This is a genomic window from Streptomyces sp. NPDC094143 (assembly GCF_040303825.1).
Lineage (GTDB): Bacteria > Actinomycetota > Actinomycetes > Streptomycetales > Streptomycetaceae > Streptomyces.
In genome coordinates, this window is record NZ_JBEOTZ010000003.1 from 160684 (window position 1) to 185652 (window position 24969).

At 73.4% G+C, this 24969-nt stretch carries 25 protein-coding genes, 3 tRNA genes and 1 pseudogene; 19 read left to right on the plus strand and 10 right to left on the minus strand.

Annotated elements, in window-relative coordinates; genetic code table 11:
- Positions 1-8: 8 nt before the first annotated feature.
- On the minus strand, positions 9-602 hold the full coding sequence (locus tag ABTZ58_RS05440) for a histidine phosphatase family protein (protein ID WP_351350663.1): 594 nt from the start codon (positions 600-602) through the stop codon (positions 9-11).
- A gap of 189 nt (positions 603-791) precedes the next feature.
- On the opposite strand from ABTZ58_RS05440, the gene ABTZ58_RS05445 reads away from it, so the two are divergent.
- From ABTZ58_RS05445 to ABTZ58_RS05475, 7 genes are all read left to right on the plus strand, one after another.
- Positions 792-1745: a phosphatase PAP2 family protein gene (locus ABTZ58_RS05445; protein WP_351350665.1), complete on the plus strand. Its 954-nt coding sequence runs from the start codon at positions 792-794 to the stop codon at positions 1743-1745.
- Positions 1696-2817: a hypothetical protein gene (locus tag ABTZ58_RS05450; protein ID WP_309093948.1), complete on the plus strand. Its 1122-nt coding sequence runs from the start codon at positions 1696-1698 to the stop codon at positions 2815-2817. The genes ABTZ58_RS05445 and ABTZ58_RS05450 overlap by 50 nt, the downstream gene beginning before the upstream one ends.
- Positions 2808-4400: an amino acid adenylation domain-containing protein gene (locus ABTZ58_RS05455; protein WP_351350667.1), complete on the plus strand. Its 1593-nt coding sequence runs from the start codon at positions 2808-2810 to the stop codon at positions 4398-4400. Before ABTZ58_RS05450 ends, ABTZ58_RS05455 begins: the two co-directional genes overlap by 10 nt.
- Positions 4397-5731 (plus strand): AAA domain-containing protein, encoded by a 1335-nt coding sequence (locus ABTZ58_RS05460; protein WP_351350669.1) that lies wholly within the window; start codon positions 4397-4399, stop codon positions 5729-5731. The genes ABTZ58_RS05455 and ABTZ58_RS05460 overlap by 4 nt, the downstream gene beginning before the upstream one ends.
- A gap of 122 nt (positions 5732-5853) precedes the next feature.
- Positions 5854-6204 carry a DUF8844 domain-containing protein gene (locus ABTZ58_RS05465; RefSeq protein WP_309093945.1) on the plus strand — a complete coding sequence of 117 codons (351 nt, stop codon included), beginning with the start codon at positions 5854-5856 and terminating at the stop codon, positions 6202-6204.
- A 143-nt stretch (positions 6205-6347) separates the two neighbouring features.
- A complete protein-coding gene (locus ABTZ58_RS05470; protein ID WP_502996011.1) occupies positions 6348-6944 on the plus strand; it encodes a bifunctional DNA primase/polymerase in 597 nt (198 codons plus the stop codon).
- Positions 6935-7008: transfer RNA gene (locus ABTZ58_RS05475), tRNA-Lys, on the plus strand. The genes ABTZ58_RS05470 and ABTZ58_RS05475 overlap by 10 nt, the downstream gene beginning before the upstream one ends.
- 68 nt (positions 7009-7076) lie before the next feature.
- Here the strand turns inward: ABTZ58_RS05475 and ABTZ58_RS05480 are convergent.
- Complete coding sequence (locus tag ABTZ58_RS05480) at positions 7077-8372, minus strand: M6 family metalloprotease domain-containing protein (RefSeq protein ID WP_351350671.1); 1296 nt, start codon at positions 8370-8372, stop codon at positions 7077-7079.
- Between the two features lie 277 nt (positions 8373-8649).
- On the opposite strand from ABTZ58_RS05480, the gene ABTZ58_RS05485 reads away from it, so the two are divergent.
- Positions 8650-10515: a putative bifunctional diguanylate cyclase/phosphodiesterase gene (locus tag ABTZ58_RS05485; protein ID WP_351350673.1), complete on the plus strand. Its 1866-nt coding sequence runs from the start codon at positions 8650-8652 to the stop codon at positions 10513-10515.
- Here the strand turns inward: ABTZ58_RS05485 and ABTZ58_RS05490 are convergent.
- On the minus strand, positions 10485-11582 hold the full coding sequence (locus ABTZ58_RS05490) for an LLM class flavin-dependent oxidoreductase (protein WP_351350675.1): 1098 nt from the start codon (positions 11580-11582) through the stop codon (positions 10485-10487). The genes ABTZ58_RS05485 and ABTZ58_RS05490 overlap by 31 nt on opposite strands.
- 95 nt (positions 11583-11677) lie before the next feature.
- Positions 11678-11947: a hypothetical protein gene (locus ABTZ58_RS05495; RefSeq protein ID WP_351350677.1), complete on the minus strand. Its 270-nt coding sequence runs from the start codon at positions 11945-11947 to the stop codon at positions 11678-11680.
- A gap of 297 nt (positions 11948-12244) precedes the next feature.
- On the opposite strand from ABTZ58_RS05495, the gene ABTZ58_RS05500 reads away from it, so the two are divergent.
- Positions 12245-12409 (plus strand): hypothetical protein, encoded by a 165-nt coding sequence (locus ABTZ58_RS05500; protein ID WP_351350679.1) that lies wholly within the window; start codon positions 12245-12247, stop codon positions 12407-12409.
- On the plus strand, positions 12409-12678 hold the full coding sequence (locus ABTZ58_RS05505) for a hypothetical protein (protein ID WP_351350681.1): 270 nt from the start codon (positions 12409-12411) through the stop codon (positions 12676-12678). Before ABTZ58_RS05500 ends, ABTZ58_RS05505 begins: the two co-directional genes overlap by 1 nt.
- Positions 12679-12702: 24 nt before the next feature.
- Here the strand turns inward: ABTZ58_RS05505 and ABTZ58_RS05510 are convergent, their stop codons facing one another.
- Together ABTZ58_RS05510 and ABTZ58_RS05515 are read right to left on the minus strand one after the other, a co-directional pair.
- Positions 12703-13434 (minus strand): maleate cis-trans isomerase family protein, encoded by a 732-nt coding sequence (locus tag ABTZ58_RS05510; protein ID WP_351350683.1) that lies wholly within the window; start codon positions 13432-13434, stop codon positions 12703-12705.
- A pseudogene (locus ABTZ58_RS05515) lies at positions 13431-13768 on the minus strand (maleate cis-trans isomerase family protein); the annotation flags it as partial. The pseudogene ABTZ58_RS05515 and the gene ABTZ58_RS05510, both read right to left, overlap by 4 nt.
- Before the next feature lie 258 nt (positions 13769-14026).
- Here ABTZ58_RS05515 and ABTZ58_RS05520 point away from each other — a divergent pair.
- From ABTZ58_RS05520 to ABTZ58_RS05555, 8 genes are all read left to right on the plus strand, one after another.
- Complete coding sequence (locus ABTZ58_RS05520) at positions 14027-14974, plus strand: D-2-hydroxyacid dehydrogenase (RefSeq protein ID WP_351350685.1); 948 nt, start codon at positions 14027-14029, stop codon at positions 14972-14974.
- Between the two features lie 17 nt (positions 14975-14991).
- Entirely contained in the window at positions 14992-16395 is a 1404-nt protein-coding gene (locus ABTZ58_RS05525) for an amidase (RefSeq protein ID WP_351350687.1), read from the plus strand.
- A gap of 106 nt (positions 16396-16501) precedes the next feature.
- On the plus strand, positions 16502-17431 hold the full coding sequence (gene ehuB / locus ABTZ58_RS05530; RefSeq protein ID WP_351350689.1) for an ectoine/hydroxyectoine ABC transporter substrate-binding protein EhuB: 930 nt from the start codon (positions 16502-16504) through the stop codon (positions 17429-17431).
- Positions 17428-18129, plus strand: a complete 702-nt coding sequence (gene ehuC / locus ABTZ58_RS05535) for an ectoine/hydroxyectoine ABC transporter permease subunit EhuC (protein ID WP_351350691.1) — start codon at positions 17428-17430, stop codon at positions 18127-18129. Before ehuB ends, ehuC begins: the two co-directional genes overlap by 4 nt.
- Entirely contained in the window at positions 18126-18776 is a 651-nt protein-coding gene (ehuD, locus tag ABTZ58_RS05540) for an ectoine/hydroxyectoine ABC transporter permease subunit EhuD (protein ID WP_351350693.1), read from the plus strand. The genes ehuC and ehuD overlap by 4 nt, the downstream gene beginning before the upstream one ends.
- Positions 18766-19563 (plus strand): ectoine/hydroxyectoine ABC transporter ATP-binding protein EhuA, encoded by a 798-nt coding sequence (gene ehuA, locus ABTZ58_RS05545; RefSeq protein ID WP_351350695.1) that lies wholly within the window; start codon positions 18766-18768, stop codon positions 19561-19563. The genes ehuD and ehuA overlap by 11 nt, the downstream gene beginning before the upstream one ends.
- Positions 19564-19760: 197 nt before the next feature.
- Positions 19761-20519 (plus strand): IclR family transcriptional regulator, encoded by a 759-nt coding sequence (locus tag ABTZ58_RS05550; RefSeq protein ID WP_351350697.1) that lies wholly within the window; start codon positions 19761-19763, stop codon positions 20517-20519.
- Positions 20520-20615: 96 nt separating this feature from the next.
- Positions 20616-20689 (plus strand) — tRNA-Lys (locus ABTZ58_RS05555).
- An 85-nt stretch (positions 20690-20774) separates the two neighbouring features.
- Here the strand turns inward: ABTZ58_RS05555 and ABTZ58_RS05560 are convergent.
- The 4 genes from ABTZ58_RS05560 to ABTZ58_RS05575 form a co-directional block, all read right to left on the minus strand.
- The gene (locus ABTZ58_RS05560; protein ID WP_351350699.1) at positions 20775-21242 is read right to left on the minus strand and encodes a hypothetical protein; all 468 of its coding nucleotides are present in this window, start codon (positions 21240-21242) and stop codon (positions 20775-20777) included.
- A gap of 98 nt (positions 21243-21340) precedes the next feature.
- Complete coding sequence (locus tag ABTZ58_RS05565; RefSeq protein ID WP_351350701.1) at positions 21341-21946, minus strand: lytic polysaccharide monooxygenase auxiliary activity family 9 protein; 606 nt, start codon at positions 21944-21946, stop codon at positions 21341-21343.
- Between the two features lie 101 nt (positions 21947-22047).
- Positions 22048-23169: an SPFH domain-containing protein gene (locus ABTZ58_RS05570; protein WP_351350702.1), complete on the minus strand. Its 1122-nt coding sequence runs from the start codon at positions 23167-23169 to the stop codon at positions 22048-22050.
- Positions 23170-23363: 194 nt separating this feature from the next.
- Positions 23364-24671: a peptidoglycan-binding protein gene (locus ABTZ58_RS05575; RefSeq protein WP_351350704.1), complete on the minus strand. Its 1308-nt coding sequence runs from the start codon at positions 24669-24671 to the stop codon at positions 23364-23366.
- 200 nt (positions 24672-24871) lie between these two features.
- Between ABTZ58_RS05575 and ABTZ58_RS05580 the strand changes: the two genes are divergently transcribed.
- Positions 24872-24945, plus strand: a tRNA-Lys gene (locus ABTZ58_RS05580).
- Positions 24946-24969: the final 24 nt, after the last annotated feature.

Here is a 24969-nt window from a genome sequence, read left to right on the forward strand (position 1 = left end):
GCAGGGTCCTACGCCAGGTGCCCGAGGTCGTTCCAGCTCTCGATCGCCGGTTCGCCGTAGGCCCAGCCGAGCACCGAGAGGGACGTCGGATTGAGCCGTATCCGGGCCGCGAAGTCGATGGGCAGGCCCAGCCAGCGCGCGCCGATGGACCGCAGGATGTGGCCGTGGGCGAAGATCAGGACATCGCGGTCGGCCGAACGCGCCCAGGCGACCACCTCGTCCGCCCGGGCCGTCATCCCGGCGAGGGTCTCGCCCTCGGGGACGCCGTCGCGCCAGATCAGCCAGCCGGGACGGGCGGCCTGGATGTCCGCCGGGGTCATGCCCTCGTACGCTCCGTAGTCCCACTCCAGCAGCGCGTCCCAGGTACGCGCGCGGTCGCCGAAACCGGCCAGCTCGCAGGTCTCACGCGCGCGTGCCAGCGGGCTGGTGCGCACCTCGGCCCCGGGCAGGCCCTCGTACGGTGCCCGGTGCAGGCGCTCCCCGAGCAGCTTCGCGCCCCGCCGGCCCTCCTCCAGGAGGGGTACGTCGGTCCTGCCGGTGTGCTTGCCGGACAGGGACCACTCGGTCTGTCCGTGGCGGGCCAGCAGGATGCGCGGAGCCATGGGGAACCTTTCCGGAGGAAGAACGCAAGCGGAACTCCTCCATCATCGCGCACCCTGTCCGCGGGCAACCCCGGGGGCGATCTCTGCGTCTTTGAGGGCCGGAGGGCGCCCCCAGGGCGAGCCCGTACGCCGTAAAGTGGCACGACCGGACGGCCGGGCGCCGCGTGAGAAGAAGGGGGAGGGCATCGGATGCCGCACACCGAGACACCGGGCACCGAGGCGGACCCCGCACCGCGGTTGCGCTGGTGGACGGAGCTTCCGCTGATCCTGCTGGTGTACGCGTGCTACTCGGCGGGACGGCTCCTGGCCCGGGGCGACGTCGCCGGGGCGGTCGACCACGGTCTGGCCCTCCTGCGCGCCGAGAAGGCGCTGTACCTGAACTTCGAGCACCCGCTCAACCGCCTCTTCACGCGCGAACCCTGGATAGGCATACCCGCCGACTTCTGGTACGCGTCGTTGCACTACCTGGTGACCCCGGCTCTGCTGGTGTGGCTCTTCCGATCCCGGGCCGTGCGCTACCGGGCCGCGCGCACCTGGCTGATGACGTCCACGCTCATCGGCCTGATCGGCTTCACGCTGCTGCCGACCTGCCCGCCCCGGCTCCTCGACGCGAGCCACGGCTTCGTGGACACGATGGCGCAGTACAGCTCCTACGGCTGGTGGGGAGGCGCCGCGAGCGCCCCGCGCGGCATGGGTGACATGACCAACCAGTACGCGGCGATGCCGAGCCTGCACGTGGGCTGGGCCCTGTGGTGCGGCGTGATCCTGTGGCGCCACGGCGGTACGCGCCTGACGAAGGCGGCCGGTGTCGCCTACCCGCTGATCACCACGATCGTCGTCATGGGCACCGCCAACCACTACTTCCTCGACGCGGTCGCGGGCGCCGCCGTCATGGGCGCCGGGCTGCTGCTGGCGCCGGTCGTGATGCGGACGGCCGACCGGGTCAAGGCACGGTTCGTGCCGCGCGTCGCACCGGTCCCGGCGGACACTTCCGCCGCGGGTTCCTCGATTGTCAGTGCCGGATGCCAGACTTCCGCGGGTGAGCGAATTCCACGGCAGCGCGAGTCGCGGTTCGGAGCGGGAGCCGAGCCGAGTGCCTCCCCCAAGGACGCGGGGGACGGCGCTCCGGCAGCGGCTCGCTGAGCTGCGCGGCCCCGACGTCCCCGCGAAGGCACTGGACGCGCGCGCCCTGGCGGCGCTGGCCGCGAACCCCGGCTGCGCGCGGCGCGCGATCCTCGACGGCGCCGGGGTGAACAAGACGGCCCTGGCGAGCGCGCTGGGCGCCCCGTCGGCCTTCGGGCAGTCACAGTTCGCGCTCACGCGGGGCAACGCCTTCGAGGCGAAGGTCAAGGCCGACGGCGGCGCGGAGCTGCTGCGGCTGGTGCACGAGAAGCTGGACCGCTCGGCCGAGCCGCCCGCCGGGGCGCGGGTGCCCGACCTGACCGCGACCGGCCCCCAGGGGCGCACGGCCCGTACGGCGCTGGAGCTGCGGGAGGCCGCGGCGCACCCCGGCGAGTGGACCCTGCTGGACCACCCGATGCTCGCGCTGGACGTCGCGGGCTCCCCCGCGTTCCTGGAGCCGGACGCGGTGGTGGTCCACCCGGACGGCAGCTGGACGGTCGTGGAGATCAAGTCCTTCCCGCTGCTGGACGGTTCGGCGGATCCGGCGAAGGTCGGGGCGGCGGCCCGGCAGGCCGCGGTGTACGTGCTGGCGCTGGAGGAGGTCGCGGCCCGGCTGGACCCGGCCCCGCGCGTGCGCCACCGGATCCTGCTGGTCTGCCCCCGGGACTTCTCCAACCTGCCGGCGGCGTCCGCGGTGGACGTCCGCAAGCAGCGCGCGGTGACGGCCCGCCAACTGGCCCGGCTGACCCGCATCGAGGACATCGCCGACGCGCTCCCCGAGGGCACGTGCTTCTCCCCGGAGCTGCCCGCCGAGGAGCTGACCGCGGCCGTGGAGTCGGTCCCGGCGACGTACGCGCCCGAGTGCCTGTCCGCGTGCGAGCTGGCCTTCCACTGCCGGTCCCGGGCCCGCGAGGCGGGGGCGGTGACCTCGCTCGGCCGGGCGGTGCGGGCGGAGCTGGGCGGTCTGACGACCGTGGAGGACGTCCTGGCGGCGGCCCGCGGCGAGGCCGGCGATCCCGGTGACCCGGCGGTGGCGGCCCTGCGCCGCGCGGCCGCCCTGCGCGCCGAGGCCCTGGAGGCGGCGTGTCGCTGATCTCCGCGCTGGCCCGCCTGGAAGCCGTCAGCACCGGCCGCGCCCAGCCCGCCGCCACCGTCCGGCACCGCCATCTGTCCGACCGTCCCCTGGTGTTCGTGCCGCTCATCACCGCCGGTGAGGCCGGGGCCCCGCTCGGCGCGCTGGTCGGCACCGACCGGGACGCGCCGCGGCTGCTGGTCGTCCCGCAGCCCCGCGACCGCGACCTCAGGTTCGCGTTCCTGGCCGACCTGGCCGACGTGGTCCTGCCGTACGTCGAGGCGTACGGCGAGGTGGTGGAGGCCGCCGAGCGCACCGAGACCGACCCGGAGACCGGCAAGCGGGTCAAGGTCGAGGTAGACCTGTGCGCGGACGCGCCGCAGCTTCTCGTGCCGAGCCGGGCGGGCGTCGACCTGGTGCGGTTGCTGGGGCGGTCCACGCGGTTCCGGCGCACGGCCGAGCAGGACCCGCAGGCGCCCTACCCGGCGCCGCCGCGGGTGCCGCTGCTCGGGCGGTGGCTGACGCACTTCGGGGAGCGGGCGCGGGTGCCGGGCTCGTCGCTGCTGCTGGCGATGACCGACGTGCTCGGCCGCCACTGGGCGACCGGGCAGTCCACGCTGGAGGACCAGCACCTGGGGGCGCTGCTCGCCTGGATCGACCCGCCCGAGGGCGTCACCGGCGCCGAGGCGGCGCTGCGGGCCGAGCTGGAGCGGGACGCGCAGGGCCAGCTGGTCTGCCCCCCGGCCGGTCCGGCCACCGACCCGGCCTTCGACAACAAGCTCCTCGCCCCGGCCATCGAGCGCTACGACCGTGCCCGCACGGCCCTCGCGGCCGCCGAGGACGGTCTGGAGGCCGACGAACGGCTGGGCGTGCTGACCGCCGCCGAGCGGGAGATCCGCGACCTGGTGCTCAGCCGCACCCGGCCCACCTGGGACGCGGTCTGGCGGGGCCTGGACCTGCTGCGCGAGCTGCCCCCGGGGGCGCATGTCGAGGAGCGCTGGACGCGCGACCGCTGGTCGTTCACCGGCCACCGCGACCGGGTCCTGGCCGGCGAGCCCCCGCAGCCCCGCCGCGACGACGCGGTCACCGCGGCGAACAAACTGGCCACCCGCGAGCGCGAACAGGCCCGGCTGGAGGCGCAGGAGGCCCTCGACGACCCGCTGGTGATGGCGGGCCGGCGGCTGTCCGGTGAGGCGTTCGCGGGCGAGGTCACCGATGTGGTGATGGCGTACAGCGACGGCAAGCGCCCCAGCCCCCGCCCCCTGGTCACGGTCCGCACGGACGACCGGCCGCATCTCGGGGAGCGCGTGAAGGTGTACCGCTCGCTGGGCGGGAAGCCGCAGTCGGCGGAGTTCGTCACGGCCGAGGAGGACGGCGCCTACCTCGTGCTGCGGATCCTCGACAAAATGGGGCGCGGCAAGGAGCCCGAGCCGGGATCGGTGCCGGAGAAGGGCGACCGGGTCTGCTTCACGCTCTTCGAGCACGAGCAGCGCGACGGCGCGAAGCTGCCCGACCCGGAGGAGACCCCGTGGACGCACGGCGGGCCGCCCGGTGAGGCGACCCTGGAGGCCGCCGATCCGGTGACCGAGGAGGACGTGCTGTGACCACGGTGTTCGACCCGTCGGCCGCCGCGGCCCAGGCCACCGACGCGATCCTGCACGACACGCTGCACGGCACCGCGCGCGGAGTCGTCGTGGACTCCCCGCCCGGCGCGGGCAAGTCGACCCTGGTCGTCCGCGCGGCCCTGGAGCTGGCCGGGGCCGGCCACCCCCTGATGGTGGTCGCGCAGACCAACGCCCAGGTCGACGACCTCGTCCTGCGGCTCGCCGGGAAGGACCCCGGGCTGCCCGTGGGGCGGCTGCACAGCAGTGACGCCGACCCCTACGACAAGGCGCTCGACGGCCTGGACAACGTCCGCAAGTCGGCCAAGGCGGCCGACCTCGCCGGGCTGGCCGTGGTGATCTCCACGGCGGCGAAGTGGGCGCACGTGAAGACCGACGAGCCCTGGCGGTACGCGATCGTCGACGAGGCCTACCAGATGCGCTCGGACGCCCTGCTCGCGGTGGCCGGGCTGTTCGAGCGGGCGCTGTTCGTGGGCGACCCGGGGCAGCTGGACCCGTTCGCGATCGTCGGCAGCGAGCAGTGGGCGGGCCTCGCCTACGACCCGTCGGCCTCGGCGGTGACGACCCTGCTCGCGCACAACCCGGACCTGCCCCAGCACCGGCTGCCGGTGTCCTGGCGGCTCCCGGCCTCGGCGGCGCCCCTGGTCTCGGACGCCTTCTACCCGTACACGCCGTTCCGCAGCGGCACCGGACCCGGCGACCGCGCCCTGGCCTTCGCGGTGCCGTCGGACGGCTCGGGCCCGGACCGGGTGATCGACGAGGCGGCGGCATCGGGCTGGGGCCTGCTGGAGCTGCCCGCCCGGCACACCCCGCGCACGGACCCGGAGGCGGTGCGGGCGGTGGCGGCGGTGGTGCGCCGCCTGCTGGACCGCGGCGGTGCGGCGACCTCGGAAGCCTCGCCCGACCCGTCCCCGCTCACGGCCGACCGGATCGCCGTGGGCACGGCACACCGGGACCAGGCGGCCGCGGTCCGCGCGGCCCTGGCCGAGCTGGGCGTCACCGACGTGGTCGTGGACACGGCGAACCGGCTGCAGGGCCGTGAGTACGACGTCACGGTGGTCCTCCACCCCCTGTCCGGCCGCCCCGACGCCACCGCCTTCCATCTGGAGACGGGCCGTCTGTGCGTCCTGGCCTCGCGCCACCGGCACGCCTGCATCGTGGTGTGCCGGGCGGGGGTGACCGGGCTGCTGGACGACTATCCGTCGACGGAGCCGGTGCAGCTGGGGACGGTGGTGAAGTTCCCGGACGGCTGGGAGGCCAACCACGCGGTGCTGGCGCACCTGGCCGAACATCGCGTGTCCTGGCAGCCGTAGCGAACACGCGGTGGTGGTGCCGCCGTATCCACAACGCCGATGCCCACTTGCGCGCCCGCGAGACAATGGACGGTGGCCCGCTCCACCTGACGGGTCAGCGCGACGTACGAGGAGGAGAAGACATGGCGGAGCCCACGCCGCGTCGGAACGAACCGCGGCTACGCCCCGCGCCCCTGCTCTTCGAGCCCGCGGAGGCGGCCTCGGACCCTGAGCACTTCTTCGACCTCGAGTCGATCGACGACCCCCGGGCCCTGCTGGCCCGGGCCACGGAGCTGACGCTGGCCTTCCGGGCCGCGGCGGACCGGGCGGTGGAGTTCCAGGCGATGGCGGCGGCGCAGCTGGCCGATCCGCGGCGGTTCGACCGGCTGACCACGGCGGACATCGCCGAGCGGGCCGAGTGGACCGAGGACTACGCCAAGAAGATGGTCGAGTTCGGACGGGACCTGATGCGGGGCGACGCCGAGAGCCGGTGACCCCCGCGCCCCGGTCCGGGCGGCGGCCCCGCCCGATCACCCGGCATATGCCAGGCGGGCAAGATACCCCCACCCACCCGCTCCTGTCCCGGTTTCCCGCAACCCTGGGGAACCGCACGCTCACGCCCGGTAGACCTGGAGGCATGAGCAGCGCATGGAACGCCTCCCACGTCACCCCGGACGGAGCCGCCTGGCTCGCCTCGGCAGGAACGTATCCGCGAAGCACGCTCGCCCTCTGGGAGGAGCGGCCGGACGCGCCGGTCGTGCTGCCCTGCGGGGCGGTCTTCGACGTGGTGAGCGCGCCCGTGACGTTCGGCCGGCGGATGCTCGACCGGCTGTGGGACGACGGCCCCGGTTCGGGCCCGGTGGCGGAGTACCGCGGCCGGATGCTGCTGTTCGCCGCGCCCGGCACGGCCCAGCGGCTGCCGGCGCTGCTGGAGTGGGAGGAGTGGGGCGCCCACGACCGGGACAGCCGGGGCGCCGGGCAGGGCTGCCGCACGGACGCCGTGCCGCCGCTGCTGTGCCACGGCACCGGGGACGCCGTGACCGTCCCCGCCCCCACGGAAGGCGTCTCCCGATCCCGCTGGCTCGTCGCCCCCGACACCCGGCAGCCCTGGCTCCCCGGCCCCGAGGTCCTGCTGTGGGCGGCGGTGCGGGCCGCCCGGTCGGCCGTGCGGATTTCGATTTTTCCTCCCGCCGACCAGGATGCTAAGGTCTACGACGTCAGCAGGCGCCGCTAGCTCAGTTGGTTAGAGCAGCTGACTCTTAATCAGCGGGTCCGGGGTTCGAGTCCCTGGCGGCGCACGACAGTGAAAGGCCCCTCGCGAGAGCGAGGGGCCTTTCGCGTGCCGCGGGACGGCGTCCGTACGGCGTCAGTGGCCCACCCCGATCTTCACGGTCCACGCCCCCGAGGCCGTCCGCCCCTCCACCTCCACCCGTACGCCCTCCCCCGGCACCGTGAAGCTCTCGCCCAGGGCGATCGGGGCGTCCGCGAGGGGCGGGTAGACCGAGTCCTCCCAGCAGGCCTCGGTGCGCGGGTGGGCGTCGATCACCTCGATCGGTCCGCCCCCGGACTGGGCCCCGCCCCGCACCCGGTACACCAGCACGCCCTGCCGGCACGCGGCGGCGTCGTTGCCCGCCGGTCCCCGCGCCTCGAAGGCGAGCACGCTGTCCCGCCCCGTGCGCACCACCGCGAGCTTGGTGCCCCGCCCGAGCCCGAAGGCCGGCGCCCCGGCGGCGCCCGCCACCGGTACGCCCGGCCCGGCGGCGAGCGGCTCCAGGGTCAGCCGGGCGGGTGCGGCGTCCTGGACGCAGCGCACCTGCCGCGAGTCCAGCCAGCCCAGCTTCCACTTGTGCCAGCCGAACAGATCCGGGGCAAGCCCGAACTGGCTGCCCATCAGGTCCCAGTCGCCGACATGCGTGTCCCAGTCGCCCTTGCCGTCGGCGGGGCGGTGGTACAGATCGGGCAGGTCGAACACATGGCCGGTCTCATGGGCGAGAACCAGCCGGTCCGGTGGATGCTGCTCGAACACCGTGACGATCCGGCGCAGATCGGTGCCGTCGGCCCGCAGCGGGCTCGTGAGGTTCACCACCTTGGTCGCGTCGGAGTCCACGCCGGGCGCGTCCGGGTCGGCGACGAAGTACACGACGTCGTAGCGCGAGAAGTCGACCTGCGGGTCGGCGACGGCGAGGGCGTCGCGCAGGTAGGCGGACCGGTGCCCGGGGCTCCAGTCGCGCTGTATGGCGTACGCCGTGGACGGCTGCGGCATCCGGATCCAGTGCCCGAGCGGGTGCGGGCGCAGGGTGAAGCGGCCGTAGGAAGCCCGTTCGAAGAAGCGGGTGGTCGCCGGGAAGTGGTCGGCGGTCAGCTCCTGTGGCGTGGTCAGCGGATGGGCGTCCGGGAACGACAGGAAGACCATCACCGCGTCCAGGGCCCGGGCCGGGCGCGGATAGTCCGCGTTCCAGGTGTCCAGCCCCTCCGAGTGGTGGGCGTCGGTGCGCGTCAGGGCGCAGGGCGCGGCCGGGTCGGCCTCGGCGGCCGAGGGTCCGGTGCCGAGGGAGGTCGCGGCCAGGGCCGACATGGTGGTGAACACGGCCGCGGTACTGCGCAGTCGGGCGCGCGGAAACGGACGCGGCACGGGGACCTCCGGGTACGGTTCGCGGGACACCGCACCCAGCCTGTGAGCATTTGTCGTACTGCGCCCTGTTTGCCTACACCACTTGGGTGAAGGGCCCGAAAGAATGCGGAAGCCGACATCCCCGAAGCACTCACGGAACGTCACAACTGGTCGGGGGCTTGAAGAAGCCGTCCAGGTGCGAGCAGAAACGATCTGGCAGAAGGGCCGATTGGTCGGGGAGACTGGACACCGGCTGGAAGGCCCTGGGGCCAGCCTCTATGATCGGCACACTTTCCTGACCTTTCCTGCACGGACAGAGATCGAATACATGCGGGAGCGAGCGGTGAGCGGAACCTCCGAAGGGCCGGCGCCCGCGGCAGACCTCGACCGGCCGGTCGTCACAGAGAGTGAGATCGATACGTCTTCCCGTACCGAGCCCCTGCCATGGCCGCCCTACCGGGCCGTCTTCACGGCCGCCCCCCTCGCCATGGCCGTGGTCGACCGCGAGGGCCTGGTCGTGAGCGCCAACGACGCGCTCGCCGCGCTGCTCGGCAGCGCCGCGGACGAGCTGGCCGGATCCGTCGCCGCCGACCTGGTCGACCTCACCTCCGACGCCCGCAGCCGGCACGCCTACCGCGAGGTGCTGCGCGGCCGGCAGTCCCGGCTGCGCTGCACCCGCCGCCTGAAGCACCCCGACGGGCACTCGCTGTGGGTGCAGGTGACGGTCGCGCCGCTGCCCGGGGAGGACAGCGCCGTGCTGCTGTCCGTCGCCGACGTCAGCGCCCGCCGGGAACTCCAGGCGCGGCTGCGGCACTTGCAGATGCACGACCCGGTGACCCGGCTGCCCAACCGCACGCTGTTCTTCGAACGGCTGTCGGCCGCGCTGGATGCGGAGTCGTACGAGCAGAGCGGCACGGGCCGGATCGGGCTGTGCTACCTGGACCTGGACGGCTTCAAGGCCATCAACGACACCCTGGGCCACCGCGTGGGCGACCGGCTGCTGGCCGCCGTCGCCGAGCGGCTCACGCGCTGCGCGGACGAGGCCGGCCGGTCCCGCACCAGCGTCCCGCTGGTGGCCCGGCTCGGCGGGGACGAGTTCGCGCTCCTCGTCGAGGACTCCACGGGCACCGAACAACTGGCCGAGTTGGCCGAAGCGATACTGCGGGCCGTCCAGGACCCGTTCGACCTCTCCGGCCGGCGACTGTCGGTGTCGGCGTCGATCGGGGTCGTCGAGCGGCACGCGGCCGGCACGACCCCCACCGCCCTGATGCAGGCCGCCGACACGACGCTCTACTGGGCGAAGGCCGACGGCAAGGCCCGCTGGACCCTGTTCGACCCGGAGCGCAACGCCCACCGCATGACCCGCCAGGCCCTCGCCTCCACGCTCCGGCCGGCCATCGACCGGGCCGAGTTCCGGCTGGAGTACCAGCCGCTGGTCGGCATGGAGGACGACCGGCTGCACGGCGTCGAGGCGCTGGTCCGCTGGAATCATCCTCAGTTCGGCGTACTGACGCCGAATCGGTTCATCGGACTGGCGGAGGAGGACGGCTCGATCGTCCCGCTGGGCCGCTGGGTGCTGCGCACGGCCTGCGAGCAGGCCCGCCGCTGGCAGCTGGACCACCCCGACGAACCGCCGATCTTCGTCAGCGTGAACGTGGCGGTGCGGCAGATCTGGGACTCCGACCTGGTGGCGGACGTGGCTCAGACCCTGGCGGAGACGGAGCTCGCGCCGCACCTGCTCCAGCTGGAGCTGACGGAGTCGGCGGTGATGGGTTCGGCGGGCCGTCCGCTGCAGACGCTGAAGGCCCTGAGCGACATGGGCGTGCGCATCGCCATCGACGACTTCGGCACGGGCTACTCGAACCTGGCGTACCTGAGCAGGCTGCCGGTGTCGGCGCTGAAGCTGGACGGCTCCTTCGTCCGCGGCTTCCAGTACGACGACCGGGACGCGGCGACCCGGGCGAACCCGGCCGACGAGGTCGTGGTCGAGGCGATGATCCAGCTCGCGCACCGGCTCGGGCTGACCGTCACGGCCGAGTGCGTGGAGACCTCGGCTCAGGCGACCCGGTTGCGGCGCATCGGCTGCGACACCGGACAGGGCTGGCTGTACTCCCGCCCGGTGTCGCCGGACCGCATCTCCGAGCTGCTCGGCACGCCGGACGTTCAGGCGGAGGCGGGCGTCGCCAATCCGTAGGCGTCGGCGATGAGTTCGTAGCTGCGGACGCGGACATCACCGCCGTGCGCGTTGGCGGTGATCATCAGCTCGTCGGCGCCGGTGCGCTTGGCGAGGTCGTCCAGGCCGGAGCGGACCTCGTCCGGGGTGCCGTGGATGACGTTGGCGTTCCAGGAGTCGACGAAGTCGCGTTCCATGGGGCTGAAGGTGTAGGCCTCCGCCTCCTCCGGAGTGGGCACCAGGCCGGGGCGGCCGGTGCGCAGCCGGACCATGCTGAGGGCGGCGGCCAGCACCTGGCGGCGGGCCTCCTTCTCGTCGTCGGCGGCGAGCGCGGAGACGCCGATGAGGGCGTACGGGGCGTCGAGCACGGCGGACGGCTGGAAGGACTCCCGGTACAGGTCCAGGGCCGGGATGGTGTTCTGCGCCGAGAAGTGGTGGGCGAAGGCGAACGGCAGGCCGAGCGACCCGGCCAGGCGGGCGCTGAAGCCGGAGGAGCCGAGCAGCCAGATCGGCGGGCGGTGCGGGGACTGCACGCCGCCGGGGGACGTGGCCTGCACCGGGCCCGGGACGGCGTGGATGCGGCGGTAGCGGTGACCGTCGGGGAAGTCGTCGTCGAGGAACCGGGTCAGCTCGGCGAGCTGCAGCGGGAAGTCGTCGGCGCCGTCGCCCAGCCGGTCGGTGCGGCGCAGGGCGGCGGCGGTGGCGCCGTCCGTGCCGGGCGCGCGGCCGAGGCCGAGGTCGATCCGGCCCGGGGCCATGGCCTCCAGCGTCCCGAACTGCTCGGCGATGACCAGCGGGGCGTGGTTGGGCAGCATCACGCCGCCCGAGCCGAGGCGGATGCGCTCGGTGTGGGCGGCGAGGTGGGCGAGGATCACGGCCGGGGAGGAGGAGGCCACGCCGGGCATGGAGTGGTGCTCGGCGACCCAGTAGCGGTGGAAGCCGCGCCGCTCCGCGAGGCGGGCCAGCTCGACGCTGGTGCGCAGCGCGTCGGTGGCGGTGCGGCCGGCCCCCACGGTGACCAGGTCCAGTACGGAGAGGGGGACGGGGGCGCTGCCCCGCGCTGCGCCGCGAATCTCGTCTGCCGCCACGGTGGGGTGCCTCCTGCTGTGGGCCGTGTGCTGTCGTCCCGGGCCACAACAGGGGACTGTCTCCGCTTATTCCCGGCCGCGGTGTCCCGGGGCGGTCAGGCGGCCTGCTCCCAGTCGCCGCGCGCGCAGCCGGACGGAGGCGGGGGGCCGGTCTTCTCGCGGGCCCGAAGGACGGTCCAGGTGAGCGCGGCGGCGGCGAAGATCCACCACGGCAGGGGCCACACGGCACCCCACCAGCCGGCGCGCGGCTGCCCGAGGGCGTCCACGGCGGCGGTGACCATGGCCGCGGCCAGGCTCCAGCACAGCAGGCGGGCGGAGAGCCGGACAGCGCTTGCGGGGGATCTGAACGGGCCCGGTGCGGCCATCGGGGGGGCATCCTTCACGGCACGACTGGCTGCGGACGTGGACAGTGTGCACGCGATGGACACCGGAAGGGGAACGCGCTTTTGGTCAACTCAAGGGCCCGGTGGTGCGGCGGAGTTGAGCATTCCTCAGCTTCCGGGTGGGGCACGGGAGCACATGCGCCCCGCTTTGCCCCGAATAAGCGGTAGGGCCGATTCCGGCCCGCGTGGCAGGCCCGTCCGTGGGCACCGGCCCCTTCGGCCTGTTGCCGGGAGGATGCCTTGGACTTCATGACGCGGCGTGCGGTGAGATGCCTGAAGGTGACGTTCACGATCGCCGTGAGCCTGAACCTCGTCGAGGCCGTCTCGGACCCGAGCGGGGCGGTGTGGACGGCGATCCGGCTGGCGGCAACCGCGGCCTTCACCCTGGCTCTGGCCGCCTGCGCCGTGCTGTGGGTGCTGCGGTGGCGCCGCGCGGGGGACTGATGGGCGGGCGGACGTACAGAGCCGGTTCGCTCGACCGTCGGCGCGGCGCCCGGGCGGCGGGCGTCTTCGGGGCCGTGGTCGCCGGGCCGCAGGAACTGCTCGACTCCGGTGTCGGCTGGGACTTTCTCCTGGCCGCGGCGGTCGGGGCCGCCGCGGGCGCGGTCGTCGGCTTCGCCTTCCCCTCCGTCCTGTCCCGGCGGCGCCGGGAACGGCCCGCCGTCCCGCCCCCGCCGCATCCCCCGCCCCCGCCGCCCGAGCGGAGGACCTGAGACCGCCTCACAGCAAGGCGGCGCTCATGCCTGCACGATCGGCTCCCGCGTGAACAGCGCGCCCAGCTCCGGGGCGTTGACCCGGCGGTCGGCCAGACGGAGGGCCTCCCAGACCGTGACCTGGTTCGCGGTGAGGACCGGCTTGCCCAGCTCCTTCTCCAGGGCCGGGATGTGCGCCGCCGTGTGCAGGGCCGTGTCGGGCAGGAGGAGCGCCTCGGCGTCGGGGTGGTCGGAGTTCCGCGCCAGGGCGAGGAGTTCCGGCTCGCCCCACGTGGCCGCCTCGGCCGCCGTGATGACGCCCGAGCTGCTGACCGACACGATGTCGACGCCGTCCGAGCGCAGGAACTGCGCGAAGAGCTGCGCCACGTCCTCCGGGTACGTCGCGCCGATCGCGACCCGCCGCACCCCCAGTTCCCGTGCCGCGTGCACGAACGCGAAGGACGTCGAGGAGGCGGGCATGCCGGCCGCCACGGCGAGCGTGCGGACCTGCTCCTGGGCGCCGTCCCAGCCGTGCACGAAGCTGCCGCTGGTGCAGGCCCAGACGACCGCCTCCGCGCCGGCGTGCCGCAGTTCCTGCACACCCGTCGCCAGCCGTCCCGCGGAGCCCCTCTCCAGCAGCGCGTCCACCCGGTGCGCGTCCTCACCGATGTCGGTGTGCACCAGGTCCACCCGGATGTCGCTGCCCAGCAACTGCTCGATGCGGGGATAGTCGTCCTCGGCGAAGTGGCCCGGGTAGAGGAATCCCAGTGCTGTCATGTCCAGCCTTCCTGCTGCTCTTCTTCCGGCACTACGGGACCGGGGTACGCCCCCGGCGGTACGGGACCGGAACGCGCCGCCGGATCGATCAGCGCTTGGTACGGTCCCACCGCACGGGTACCCAGTCGGCGCAGCGCCGCCCACATCGCCGCTTGGTTGGCCGAGATCACCGTGATCCGCAGCTCGGCCTCCGGCTGGGCGCGCAGCCGGAGATCGTCAGGTCGGCCTGGGGGACACAGGCCTCCAGGGACCGGGTGACCGGGACGGTGTACGGCGTCACCAGCGCCACCCGGTGCACCTCCAGCTCCACCAGGGCCTCCGGCAACGCCCCGGCACCCAGCGCCACAGCTCGCGGTCGAGGGCGAAGGGGGCGACGACGCCGACCCCGCGCGTACGCGTCGCCCAGCGTGAGGCCGGTGCCTGCCATGGACACCACTGTTCCCGGCGGGCCCGGCCCCTGTTGACGACGGTGGGTTCGGGTGCGAGCGTGGTCGATCCGCCCGGATCACCCGCCGGCCGGCGCCGGGTCAATCGTCGTCGCCGGCGGCCCCGCGCGGCCCCCGGCCCCGAACGGCTGGAGAAACGGCTGCTCATGCCCACCCCCACCCTGCTCGTCCTGGACGCCGACCCCCTCCCCCGCCTCGGCCGCCTCACCGGCCGCGCGCGTATCGAACACACCGACGCGGCGGGGCTCGCGGAGCGCCTCCCGCGCGCGGATGTACTCCTGGTGTGGGACTTCACCTCGCGCGCCGTCCGGGACGCCTGGCCGGGCGCGGGTCCGCGCCCGCGCTGGGTGCACACCGCGAGCGCCGGGGTGGACCATCTGATGTGTCCGGAACTGGCCGCGTCCGACACGGTCGTCACCAACGCCCGCGGCGTCTTCGATGAGCCGATCGCCGAGTACGTCGCCGCGCTCGTGCTGGCCATGGCCAAGGACCTGCCGCGCACGCTGGAGCTCCAGCGGGAGCGGACCTGGCGGCACCGCGAGTCGCGCAGGGTCGCGGGGAGCCGGGCCGTCGTGGTCGGGTCCGGGCCGATCGGCCGGGCGATCGTGCGCACGCTGAAGGCGCTGGGCATCACCACCGCGCTGGTCGGCCGGGCCGCGCGCTCCGGCATGCACGGCCCGGAGGACCTGGACCGGCTGCTGTCGCGCGCCGACTGGGTGATCGTCGCCGCGCCGCTCACCGAGCAGACGCGCGGGATGTTCGACACCCGCCGCTTCGGCGTGATGCAGCCGTCCGCCCGGTTCGTCAACATCGGCCGCGGCCCGCTCGTCGTCGAGGACGCCCTCGCCGAGGCCCTGCACAGGCGCTGGATCGCGGGCGCCGCCCTGGACGTCTTCGAGACCGAACCCCTGCCCGCGGACAGCCCGCTTTGGCAGGCCCCGGGCCTGATCGTGTCCCCGCACATGAGCGGCGACACCGTCGGCTGGCGCGACGAACTCGGCGCCCAGTTCGTGGAGCTGTACGAACTCTGGGCGTCCGGCGAGCCGTTGCGGAACGTGGTCGACAAGCAGCGTGGGTACGTACCCGGACACTGACGTTCCTGGGAGGGTGGATGACCGAGCTCACCGAGCTGACCGCCGTACGACTGCTCGACGGGTACCGCAAAGGCGAGTTCAGTCCCGTGGAGGCGGCCCGGGCGGCGCTGCAGCGGGCCGAGGCGATCCAGCCGGAGGTGAACGCCTTCGTCCGGCTGACCGCCGAGGACGCGCTGGAGCGGGCCCGGGAGTCGCAGGAGCGCTGGCGGCGCGGTGAGCCACGGGGGCTGCTGGACGGGGTGCCCGTCACGGTGAAGGACATCCTGCTGCTGCGCGGGGCACCGACCCTGCGCGGCTCGACGGCGGTGGATCCGGCGGGGCGCTGGGACGAGGACGCCCCGTCCGTGGCCCGGCTGCGGGAGCACGGGGCGGTGTTCCTCGGCAAGACGACGACGCCCGAGTACGGCTGGAAGGGCGTGACGGACTCGCCGCTGAGCGGTGTGACCCGCAACCCGTACGACCCCTCGCGCACGGCGGGCGGTTCGAGCGGCGGCAGCGCGGCGGCCGTGGCGCTGGGCGCGGGGCCGCTGTCGCTGGGCACGGACGGCGGGGGCAGCGTCCGCATCCCGGCCTCGTTCTGCGGGATCTTCGCCCTGAAGCCGACCTACGGACGCGTGCCGCTGTACCCGGCGAGCGCCTTCGGCACGCTGGCGCACGTCGGGCCGATGACCCGCGACGCGGCCGACGCGGCCCTGCTGCTGGACGTCATCGGGCACCCGGACTCGCGCGACTGGTCGGCGCTCGCCCCGCCGCCCGGCTCGTACGCGGAGGGCCTGGCCGGCGGGGTGCGCGGGCTGCGGGTGGCGTACTCGCCGACGCTGGGCGGGCAGGTGGCGGTGCGGCCGGCGGTGGCGGCGGCGGTGCGGCGGGCGGTGGAGCGGCTGGCGGAGCTCGGCGCGTACGTCACGGAGACCGACCCGGACCTCACCGACCCGGTGGAGGCCTTCCACACCCTGTGGTTCAGCGGGGCCGCGCGGGTCACCCAGCGCCTCGCGCCGCACCAGCGGGAGCTGCTCGACCCGGGTCTGCGGGAGATCGGCGCGCGGGGCGCGAGGTACTCGGCGCTGGACTACCTGGCCGCGGTGGACGTCCGGATGGACCTGGGCCGGCGCATGGGCCGCTTCCACGACACCTACGACCTGCTCGTCACGCCGACCCTGCCGATCACGGCGTTCGAGGCGGGTGCCGAGGTGCCGAAGGGGTCCGGCCACCGGCGCTGGACGGGCTGGACGCCCTTCACGTACCCGTTCAACATGACGCAGCAGCCCGCCGCGAGCGTGCCGGTCGGTTTCGACGGGGACGGGCTGCCGGTCGGTCTGCAGCTCGTAGCCGCCCGGCACCGGGACGATCTGGTGCTGCGGGCCGCCCACGCGCTGTACGAGGCCGGGGCGGCTCCGGGCAGCCGGCCTACGCCCTCCTGAAAGGTCAGCGTCTCCCCCACCGCCCCCGGTCAAGGGCACCCGGAGGGGAGGTGGGGGACTTGAAAAGAGCGGCATGACCAGAAGGCGGTCGGGTAGCCGCGCGCCCATGGCTCCACCAGAGAGAAGCCCACACAGAAGTCCGGAACACCTGTCCAGGCCCGGCTCCGGGCCCACCCGCCGGTCGCTGCTCGCGGGGGTCGCGGCGCTCGGCACGCTGGGCGCGGCCGGATGCAGCCGGGTCGCGACCGCCTCGGACGTCGCGGGCGGCGACCTCCTCGACCGCCTCCGGGCGGCGGGCGTCGTCCGTCTCGGCATCGCCGGCGAGATCCCGTTCGGCTTCATCGACAAGAACGGCGAGCTGACCGGAGAGGCACCGGAACTGGCCAAGGTGATCTTCAAGCGCCTCGGCGTCGACCGGGTCCAGCCCGTGCCGACCGAGTTCGGCTCGCTCATCCCGGGCCTGAACTCCCAGCAGTTCGACGTCGTCGCCGCCGGGATGTACGTCAACCCCGAGCGCTGCGCACAGGTCATCTTCGCCGACCCGGACTACCAGATGCTCGACGCGTTCATCGTCCGCAAGGGCAACCCCAAGGGACTGCACTCCTACCAGGACGTCGTCGAGAAGAAGGCGAAGTTCGCCACCGGGACCGGCTACGCCGAGATCCAGTACGCCGTCGAGGCGGGCTACGAGGAGAGCGACATCCTCGTCGTCCCGGACCAGGTGGCGGGACTGAACGCCGTCGAGGCCGGGCGCGTGGACGTGTTCGCCGGCACGGCGCTCACCGTGCGCGAGGTGGTGAAGAAGTCCGCCAGGGCGGAGGCCACGGAGCCGTTCAAGCCGATCGTGGGCGGCAAGCCGCACGTCGACGGGGGCGCCTTCGCCTTCCGCCCGACCGAGACGAAGCTGCGTGACGCCTTCAACGCGGAGCTGCGCAAGCTCAAGAAGAGCGGTGAACTCCTCCGCATCCTCGAACCGTTCGGTTTCACCGAGGCCGAGATGACGGATCTGACCGCGAAGGAGCTGTGCGGCGGATGACCTCGGGACTCTGGGAACTGGTACTCAAGGGCGTCTGGGTCACGATCCAGCTGCTCGTCTGCAGCGCGCTGCTGGCCGCGGCGGTGTCCTTCGTCGTCGGCGTCGCGCGCACCCACCGGCTGTGGATCGTCCGCTTCCTCGCGGGCTTCTACACCGAGGTGTTCCGCGGGACCTCGGCACTGGTGATGATCTTCTGGGTGTTCTTCGTGCTGCCCCCGGCCTTCGGCTGGCAGCTGGTGCCGCTGTGGGCGGGCACGCTGGCCCTCGGCCTGACCTACGGGGCCTACGGGTCGGAGATCGTGCGCGGCGCGCTGACCGCGGTCGACCCGGCGCAGCAAGAAGGCGGGATCGCGCTCAGCTTCACGCCCTGGCAGCGGATGCGGCTGATCCTGCTGCCGCAGGCGGTGCCGGAGATGATCCCGCCGTTCTCCAACCTCCTGATCGAGCTGCTCAAGGGCACCGCCCTGGTGTCGGTCATGGGCATGGGCGACCTGGCGTTCAGCGGCAACCTGGTGCGTCTGGCGCTGCAGGAGAGCGCGGAGATCTACACGTACGTCCTGCTCCTCTACTTCGTGCTCGCCTTCCTGCTCACCCGGGTCATGCGCTCTCTGGAGAAGAAGCTCAAGGCGGGCGTCGGCAAGGCGCCCGCCGACAAGACCAGGGCTGCCGAGCCGGTCGTGGTGGAGGCGGTCCGATGAACTGGGACTGGAGCGCGGTCTCCGACTTCATGCCCGACTTCTGGGAAGGCCTGCTGGTCACGCTGCAGATCCTGGTGCTCGGCTCGCTGATCTCGTTCGTGCTGGGCCTGGTCTGGGCCCTGCTGACGCGGGTGCCGACGCGCTGGGTGACCTGGCCGGTGGGGGCGGTGACGGAGTTCGTCCGCAACACCCCGCTGCTGGTGCAGCTGTTCTTCCTCTTCTACGTGCTGCCCGAGTGGGGCCTGACCTTCTCGGCACTGGCCACCGGTGTCTTCGCCATCGGGCTGCACTACTCGACGTACACCATGCAGGTCTACCGGGCCGGCATCGAGGCCGTGCCGGCCGGCCAGTGGGAGGCGGCGACGGCGCTGAACCTGCCGCTGCGCCGGACGTGGACCGCGGTGATCCTGCCGCAGGCGGTGCGCCGGGTGGTGCCCGCGCTCGGCAACTACGTCATCGCCATGCTCAAGGACACGCCGCTGCTGATGGCGATCACCGTCCTGGAGATGCTCGGTCACGCGCGCCTGTTCTCGCAGGAGCACTTCCGGTTCACCGAGCCGCTGACGGTGATCGGCGTGGCCTTCATCGTCATTTCCTACCTGGCCTCCCTTGCCCTGCGAGCCCTGGAGCGACGCCTTGTCCACTGACACCCTCCCCGAGCCCGGGACGAACCGCGGGAAGAACCCGGCCGCGAGCGGCGGCGAGCTGATCCGGCTGGAGAAGGTCACCAAGCGCTTCGGCGACCACACGGTCCTGGACCACCTGGACTTCTCCGTGGACGCCGGCAAGCACGTGACGCTGATCGGCCCGTCCGGGTCCGGCAAGACCACGATCCTGCGGCTGCTGATGACGCTGACCAAGCCCGACGAGGGCACGATCACCGTGGACGGGGAGCGGCTGTTCCCGGCGCCCGAGAAGCAGGTCCGCGAGGTCCGCAAGAAGATCGGGATGGTGTTCCAGCAGTTCAACCTGTTCCCGAACATGACGGTCCTGCGCAACATCACCGAGGCGCCGGTCACGGTCCTCGGCCTGTCCAAGGACGCCGCCGAGGAGCGGGCGCGCGAGCTGCTGGAGCTGGTCGGGCTGACCGACCACCTCGACAAGCACCCGGCGCAGCTGTCCGGCGGCCAGCAGCAGCGGGTCGCGATCGCCCGGGCGCTGGCGATGCGCCCGAAGGTGCTGCTCCTGGACGAGGTGACCTCCGCGCTCGACCCGGAGCTGGTCGCGGGCGTGCTCGACGTGCTCAGGGACGTCGCCCGCTCCACGGACATCACGATGCTCTGCGTGACCCACGAGATGAATTTCGCCCGGGACATCTCCGATCAGGTGCTGATGTTCGATTCGGGCAGGATCATCGAGGCCGGTCCGCCGGAGAAGATCTTCAGCGAGCCGGAGAGGAACCGCACCCGGGAGTTCCTCAGCGCAGTGCTCTGACTACGGCCCGTGAACAGGCAGAACGCCGAACCGCCGAACTGGGGCATGCGCCTGGCATGTGCCAGAGTGCCATCGCCCCAGTTCGGATGCCCGGGAATCTTGTCAACCCCCGCCCCCCGCAGCGGCTTTGCCGGTTAACCTGGACACGGTTCACTGACCGGATTGCGGCCCTACAGCAAGCGCAGGGGGAGACCACCGTGGCGCTGAAGCACGAGCCGACCACCCCGCACCACTCGGCCCAGGAAGCGCTGCGCGTCCTGGAGACGGTGGCGCGAAACAGTTCGGGCGTCACCGACGCCGAGCTCGCCCGGCGCACCGGCATCGGCCAGGAGCGACTGACCACGCTCCTGCGCATGCTGCGCCGCGAGGGCTACGTCGAGCAGACCACCGACGGCGCCTACGTCACCGGCGAGACCCTGGCCCGTCTCACCTCCGTCCGCCGGCGCGAGCAGGCCCTGCGCGACAAGCTCCAGCAGACCCTGGACCGGCTGCGCGACTCGGTCGGCGCCGCCGTCTACATGAGCCGCTACGTCGACGGCGAGATCAGCGTCACCCAGTACGCCGACAGCCCGGCCACCCCCAAGGTCAACGAGTGGGTCGACTTCCGCTCCTCGGCCCACGCCACCGCCATCGGCAAGAGCCTGCTCACCCAGCTCGACCACGCGGGCCGCCGCGACCACCTCGCCCGGCACAAGATGGCCCGGCTCACCTCGCGGACCATCACCAGCGACCGGCTGCTGCTGTCCCGGCTGGAGGCCCAGCCGCCGACCGTGCCCGTGCTGGACCTCCAGGAGTACGCGGTCGGCACGGTCTGCGCGGCCGTCCCCATCACGGCCGGCTCCTCCGTCGGCTGCCTGGCCCTGTCCCTGCCCATCGAGCACGCCCACCGCCTGCGCCAGGCCGCGGACACCCTCAACCGCAACGCCGCGCCTCTCCTGCTGTCCATGGCGATCTAGGGCCTGCCGGGTGGGTCCGGAGCACCCCTTCGGACCAGGTACTATTTTCTCCGTCGCCCGCCGCGGAACACGGTTCCAGCGGCCGGCGGGAGTCATGCGCCGCTAGCTCAGTTGGTTAGAGCAGCTGACTCTTAATCAGCGGGTCCGGGGTTCGAGTCCCTGGCGGCGCACGATGATGATGGCGAGGCGTGTTCGCGGAAAGCGCGAACCACCTCGCCATCTCTGTCATTGTGCGCCTTCGGCGTGTACAGGGAGTCAGGGCGCCACGGACGTTCCCCGGTCGACGCCGGAGACGAGGTCGCCGTACGGGCCCGTGGACTGGCTGTAGGCGGTGACGAACCCGGCGCAGGACACGACGACCACGGCGAGGAACGCGAGGACGCCGACCGCGGTCATGGCCCGCCTCGCCCGGCTCGGTGCCTGAGCCGTGGCCACGACACGGCGGCCGCTGGTGTAGCGGACCATGACGTAGTCGCCCTCGACGGTCGTCGCGGGGCCGCCGTCCTCCTCGAAGCGGATCACCCGCCCGTCACGCGCGATGAACTCGTACACGTGGTGGAGCCCGCCCCGCCCCGCCGGATACACCCCGAGGCACCGGCCCTCGGCCGTCAGCCCGCTGTTCCAGGCGCCCCGCAGCCGCAGCCAGCGCCGCACCGCACGGCAGGCCATGCAGACCGCCGGCAGCATGACCAGGGCGGGCACGACGTAGCGGATCACGTCCATCGCGCACCCCCGAGGCCGGTGCGCCGGCCCCGAGCGGCCGGCGTGGGAGGAACCTACCCACGCCGGCCGCGGCGGTGACTCAAGAGAACCTCAGAGGTTCAGAAGGTGACGTCCGAGCAGGCGTAGAACGCGTTGGCCGTGTCGGCGATCGTCCACACCGCGACGATGACGTGCCGGCCGCTGAGCCCGGACGGCAGCCTGCCCGTGTGGGAGAGGGTCTGCGGCGGCCGCTGCCCGTTGTACGGCACCGTGAAGAACGGCGTGAGGTTCAGGTCGGACCGGGACAGGTTGTGGTTCTGGTTCCAGCCCGGCTTGGTGACGTAGTACTTGAAGTCGGTCGTGGCGTGCATGGCCGTGAACTGCCAGCGGAACGTGTAGTCCTGGCCACCCGTCACCTGCGTGGCGGGCCACGCGCCGCCCGACGGCGTACGGGGCGCGCTGAGCTGGCTGAAGTGACCGACGCCGCCGTTGCATATCTGCCCGTCGGCCGGTCCGGAGGCCGGGAAGCCCTTCGGCCCCTCGACGCTCTGCGGCTCCCACTGGATGGAACCGCAGTTGGTCACCGTGCCGTTCTGACAGAGCTTCTGCCGGCTGATGGGGAGGTCGGTGTAGCCGTGGCCACTGGCGCCGCCGGAGGAGAGTACGAGGGCTCCGGTCGTGGCCAGTCCCACCGCGAGTGCGGACAACTTGGTCCTTGTGCGCATGCTGCCGCTCCTGGAGAACGTGGGGGAGATTCACTGAGGCGTGCAGGTAGGTCTAGACCAAGTCTGAGAGTAAGGACGTTACTTGAACATGTCCATACCAATCACGGAGTTGTTTCCCCGCGGCCCGCGCAGAACGCCACCGTCAGGTCCTTCACGAGCACCTTGCGCTCGTAGTCGTCGAGTTCGACGAGCCCTCGCATGGTCAGCCGGGTGACCGTGTCCTCCACCGAGTCCACGACCGAGGTGAGCACGCTCGCCCGGTGCCGGGCGTCCAGGGCGGCGATCCGGCGGCGGTGCATCGCGGCCGCGACCTCGGGTGCGTACTCCACGCGGAGCGGCTGCACGGAGAACACCTCAAGGCCGACCGGGGCGGCGTCCGACGCCACCAGCCGGGTCAGGGACACGGCCGCCGCGTCGCCCGGACCCTTCGCCCCGCCCGGCGTCTCCACCGGCACCCGGGCCAGGGCCGCCTCCACGCACTCGCGCAGATACGACTCGTGGTCCTCGACCCCCAGCGTGGCCCGCGCGGTGTCCCGCACCCGCCACACCACCTGGACGACCACCCGCAGCGCGACCCCGCTCCCGTCGGCGGCCGGCAGCGGCTCACTGCGCCAGTGCCGCAGCCGTACGTCCACCCGGCGGCGCAGCAGCAGCGGGTTGACCCACAGCAGTCCGGAACGCCGGACGGTCCCCCGGTAGCGGCCGAACAGGTCCAGCACCCAGGCCCGGCCGGTGCGGCCCCGGGCCAGACCGCCGAAGCCGAACAGGCCCAGCGCGCCGGCAGCCGCGTACGCCGCCCACTGCGCGGGGCCGAGCCCGGCCCCGGCCTGCGCGGGCAGCCGCAGCGCCTCCACGACGAGCGGCGGCAGCAGCCCGGCCCACCAGGAGGCGGCCGCGCACCCGGCCGCCCCGCACGTCCCGGCCAGCACGCCGACCGCCCCGGGCAGCACCCGCGCGGGCCGTTCCGCCAGGTCGGGGTCGAGCTGCGGCACGGGCCGCGGCGCCGCGGTGGCCGCGCGCCGTGGCCGGGGCTGCTCGCCCGTGCCCGGCCTGCGGCCGACCACCGTGGGCCGCAGCTCCACCGTGGCCGGGCCGGGGTCGTCGCGGAACAGCAGGTGGACGGGGATCTCGGTGGTGGCCTCGTTCTGGATGAGCCGGACGGGCCTGACCGGACCCTCGGCGGGTCCGTCGGGTCCGGACGGGTGGGAAGTGGTCGTACTCATGCGTGCCTTCAGCCTCCGCGCCAGATGCGTCACAACGGTGGTCCCCGGTGCCGGGTCCGGGCCCGGCGGGTGCGAGCCTCACGGACCGGCCGGGGGTCGGATCCGGCCAGGTCGGCCGGGGTGAGGGCCGTCCGGTCCGACCGGCGTTCGAGGCCGGCCGGGTCGGCCCGGGTGTGCGGGGCGGCTCCGCCGGCCTACGAGAAGAGCCGCCGCCAGGTCTCCGGCCCCGGGTAGCCGTCGGCCGCGCCGCCCCGCCAGCCCTGGGTGCGCTGGAACGCCTCCACCGCCCGCCGGTCCGCCTCGCTCCAGCGCGGCCCCGGCCCGGCCGCGTAGAACCTGCCGAACCCCTTCCGCACCAGCTGCCTGCCGAGTCGGGTGACGTACACGTTGTCGGCGCCGGGCCGGAACACCGCCCGCCCCGGGTAGCCCGGGACGCCGTGGGAGGACGGCGGCGGCCCCACCGCACCGCCCTTGACGTCCTCGCCCTCGCCGGTGACCAGCAGTTCCCAGATGCGCGGGCCGGGCAGCCCGTCCGCGTCGGCGCCCGTCCAGCCCTGCGCCAGCTGGAAGGCCCGGGTCGCGCGCAGGTCCGCGTCCGTCCAGCGCGGCCCCGGGCCCGAGGCGTAGGAGGCACCGGCCCCGCGCGCGACGAGCATGCGGCCGAGCAGCGTCACGTACTTGTTGTGCGCGCCGGGGCCGAAATACGCCGCCCCCGGAAACGGCGTGGCCGCCGGGGCGCCCGGCTTGCCGCCGCCCGGCTCCGGGGCCGGCTCCTCGGCCGTGACGCCCTTGTACCGGTAGGGGACGTACCGGTCGGAGTCGCTCCAGTAGGCGTACGGGGTGGACTGCCGGCGGGTGTGCGGGCGGGTCTGCTCGTAGGCCGTGTAGTGGCGGTGCGTGTCGTCCGTCCAGCCGCCGAAGATCGTGACGTGCGATCCGCTCTCGGGGGCGGGCGCATTGTGGAACAGCAGGATGTCGCCCGGCTGGAGTTCCTCCTTGGAAATGGGATCCGCGTACTGGGCGAGGCTGCCCGTCCATTCGTTCCCGGGCAGTTTCCAGGCCATGGAGACATAACCGGAGCAGTCCTGCCGGTAACCGTCGGACCAGTAGGCGTTCACGCCGTACGGCACCTTCGCGGCGACCCAGGTCTCCGCCCGGTCGATGATCTCCGCGCGGGTGATGGCCGAGGGCTTGCGCGGCAGTGCCGGACGGCCGGCCGGGCCGTGCAGCGGTGCCCTGTCCCCCTGGGGAGTGTCGGGCTCCTCACCTGCGGGAACACCCGGCCGGTGGGGGGCGTGCGACGGGGCGGCCGCGGTCGGTGCGGCGTGTCCCGCGCCGAGCGCGGCGGACGCCACGGCCGCGAGGGCGAGGGCCCGGTGGGCGGCCGGGTGGGCGGTTCCCCGGCCGGCCCGGGAATGCGGCAGGACGCGGCGCCAGTGGACACAGCCGGGGCAGTCGCAGTCGCTCGCGGGGTCGGATTCCTCGAATACCGGAGACTCCATGCGATTCCCCTCACACTTCCGGCGGAAAATGCGGTGCCCGTGGACGTCCGGGCGCGCGTCGCCAGTTTCGCAACTGTCTTCCGCACGCGCATGCTGACGGTCCGAATGATGTACGCGCCCCCCTCCCCGGGGGACCCCGCGGGCCCGGCGGAGTGGTCCGGAGCACCTCCGCGCGTCCTGTAGAGTTACGACGTCAGCGCGCGCCGCTAGCTCAGTTGGTTAGAGCAGCTGACTCTTAATCAGCGGGTCCGGGGTTCGAGTCCCTGGCGGCGCACCGACCAGGAAGGCCCCTCGGAGA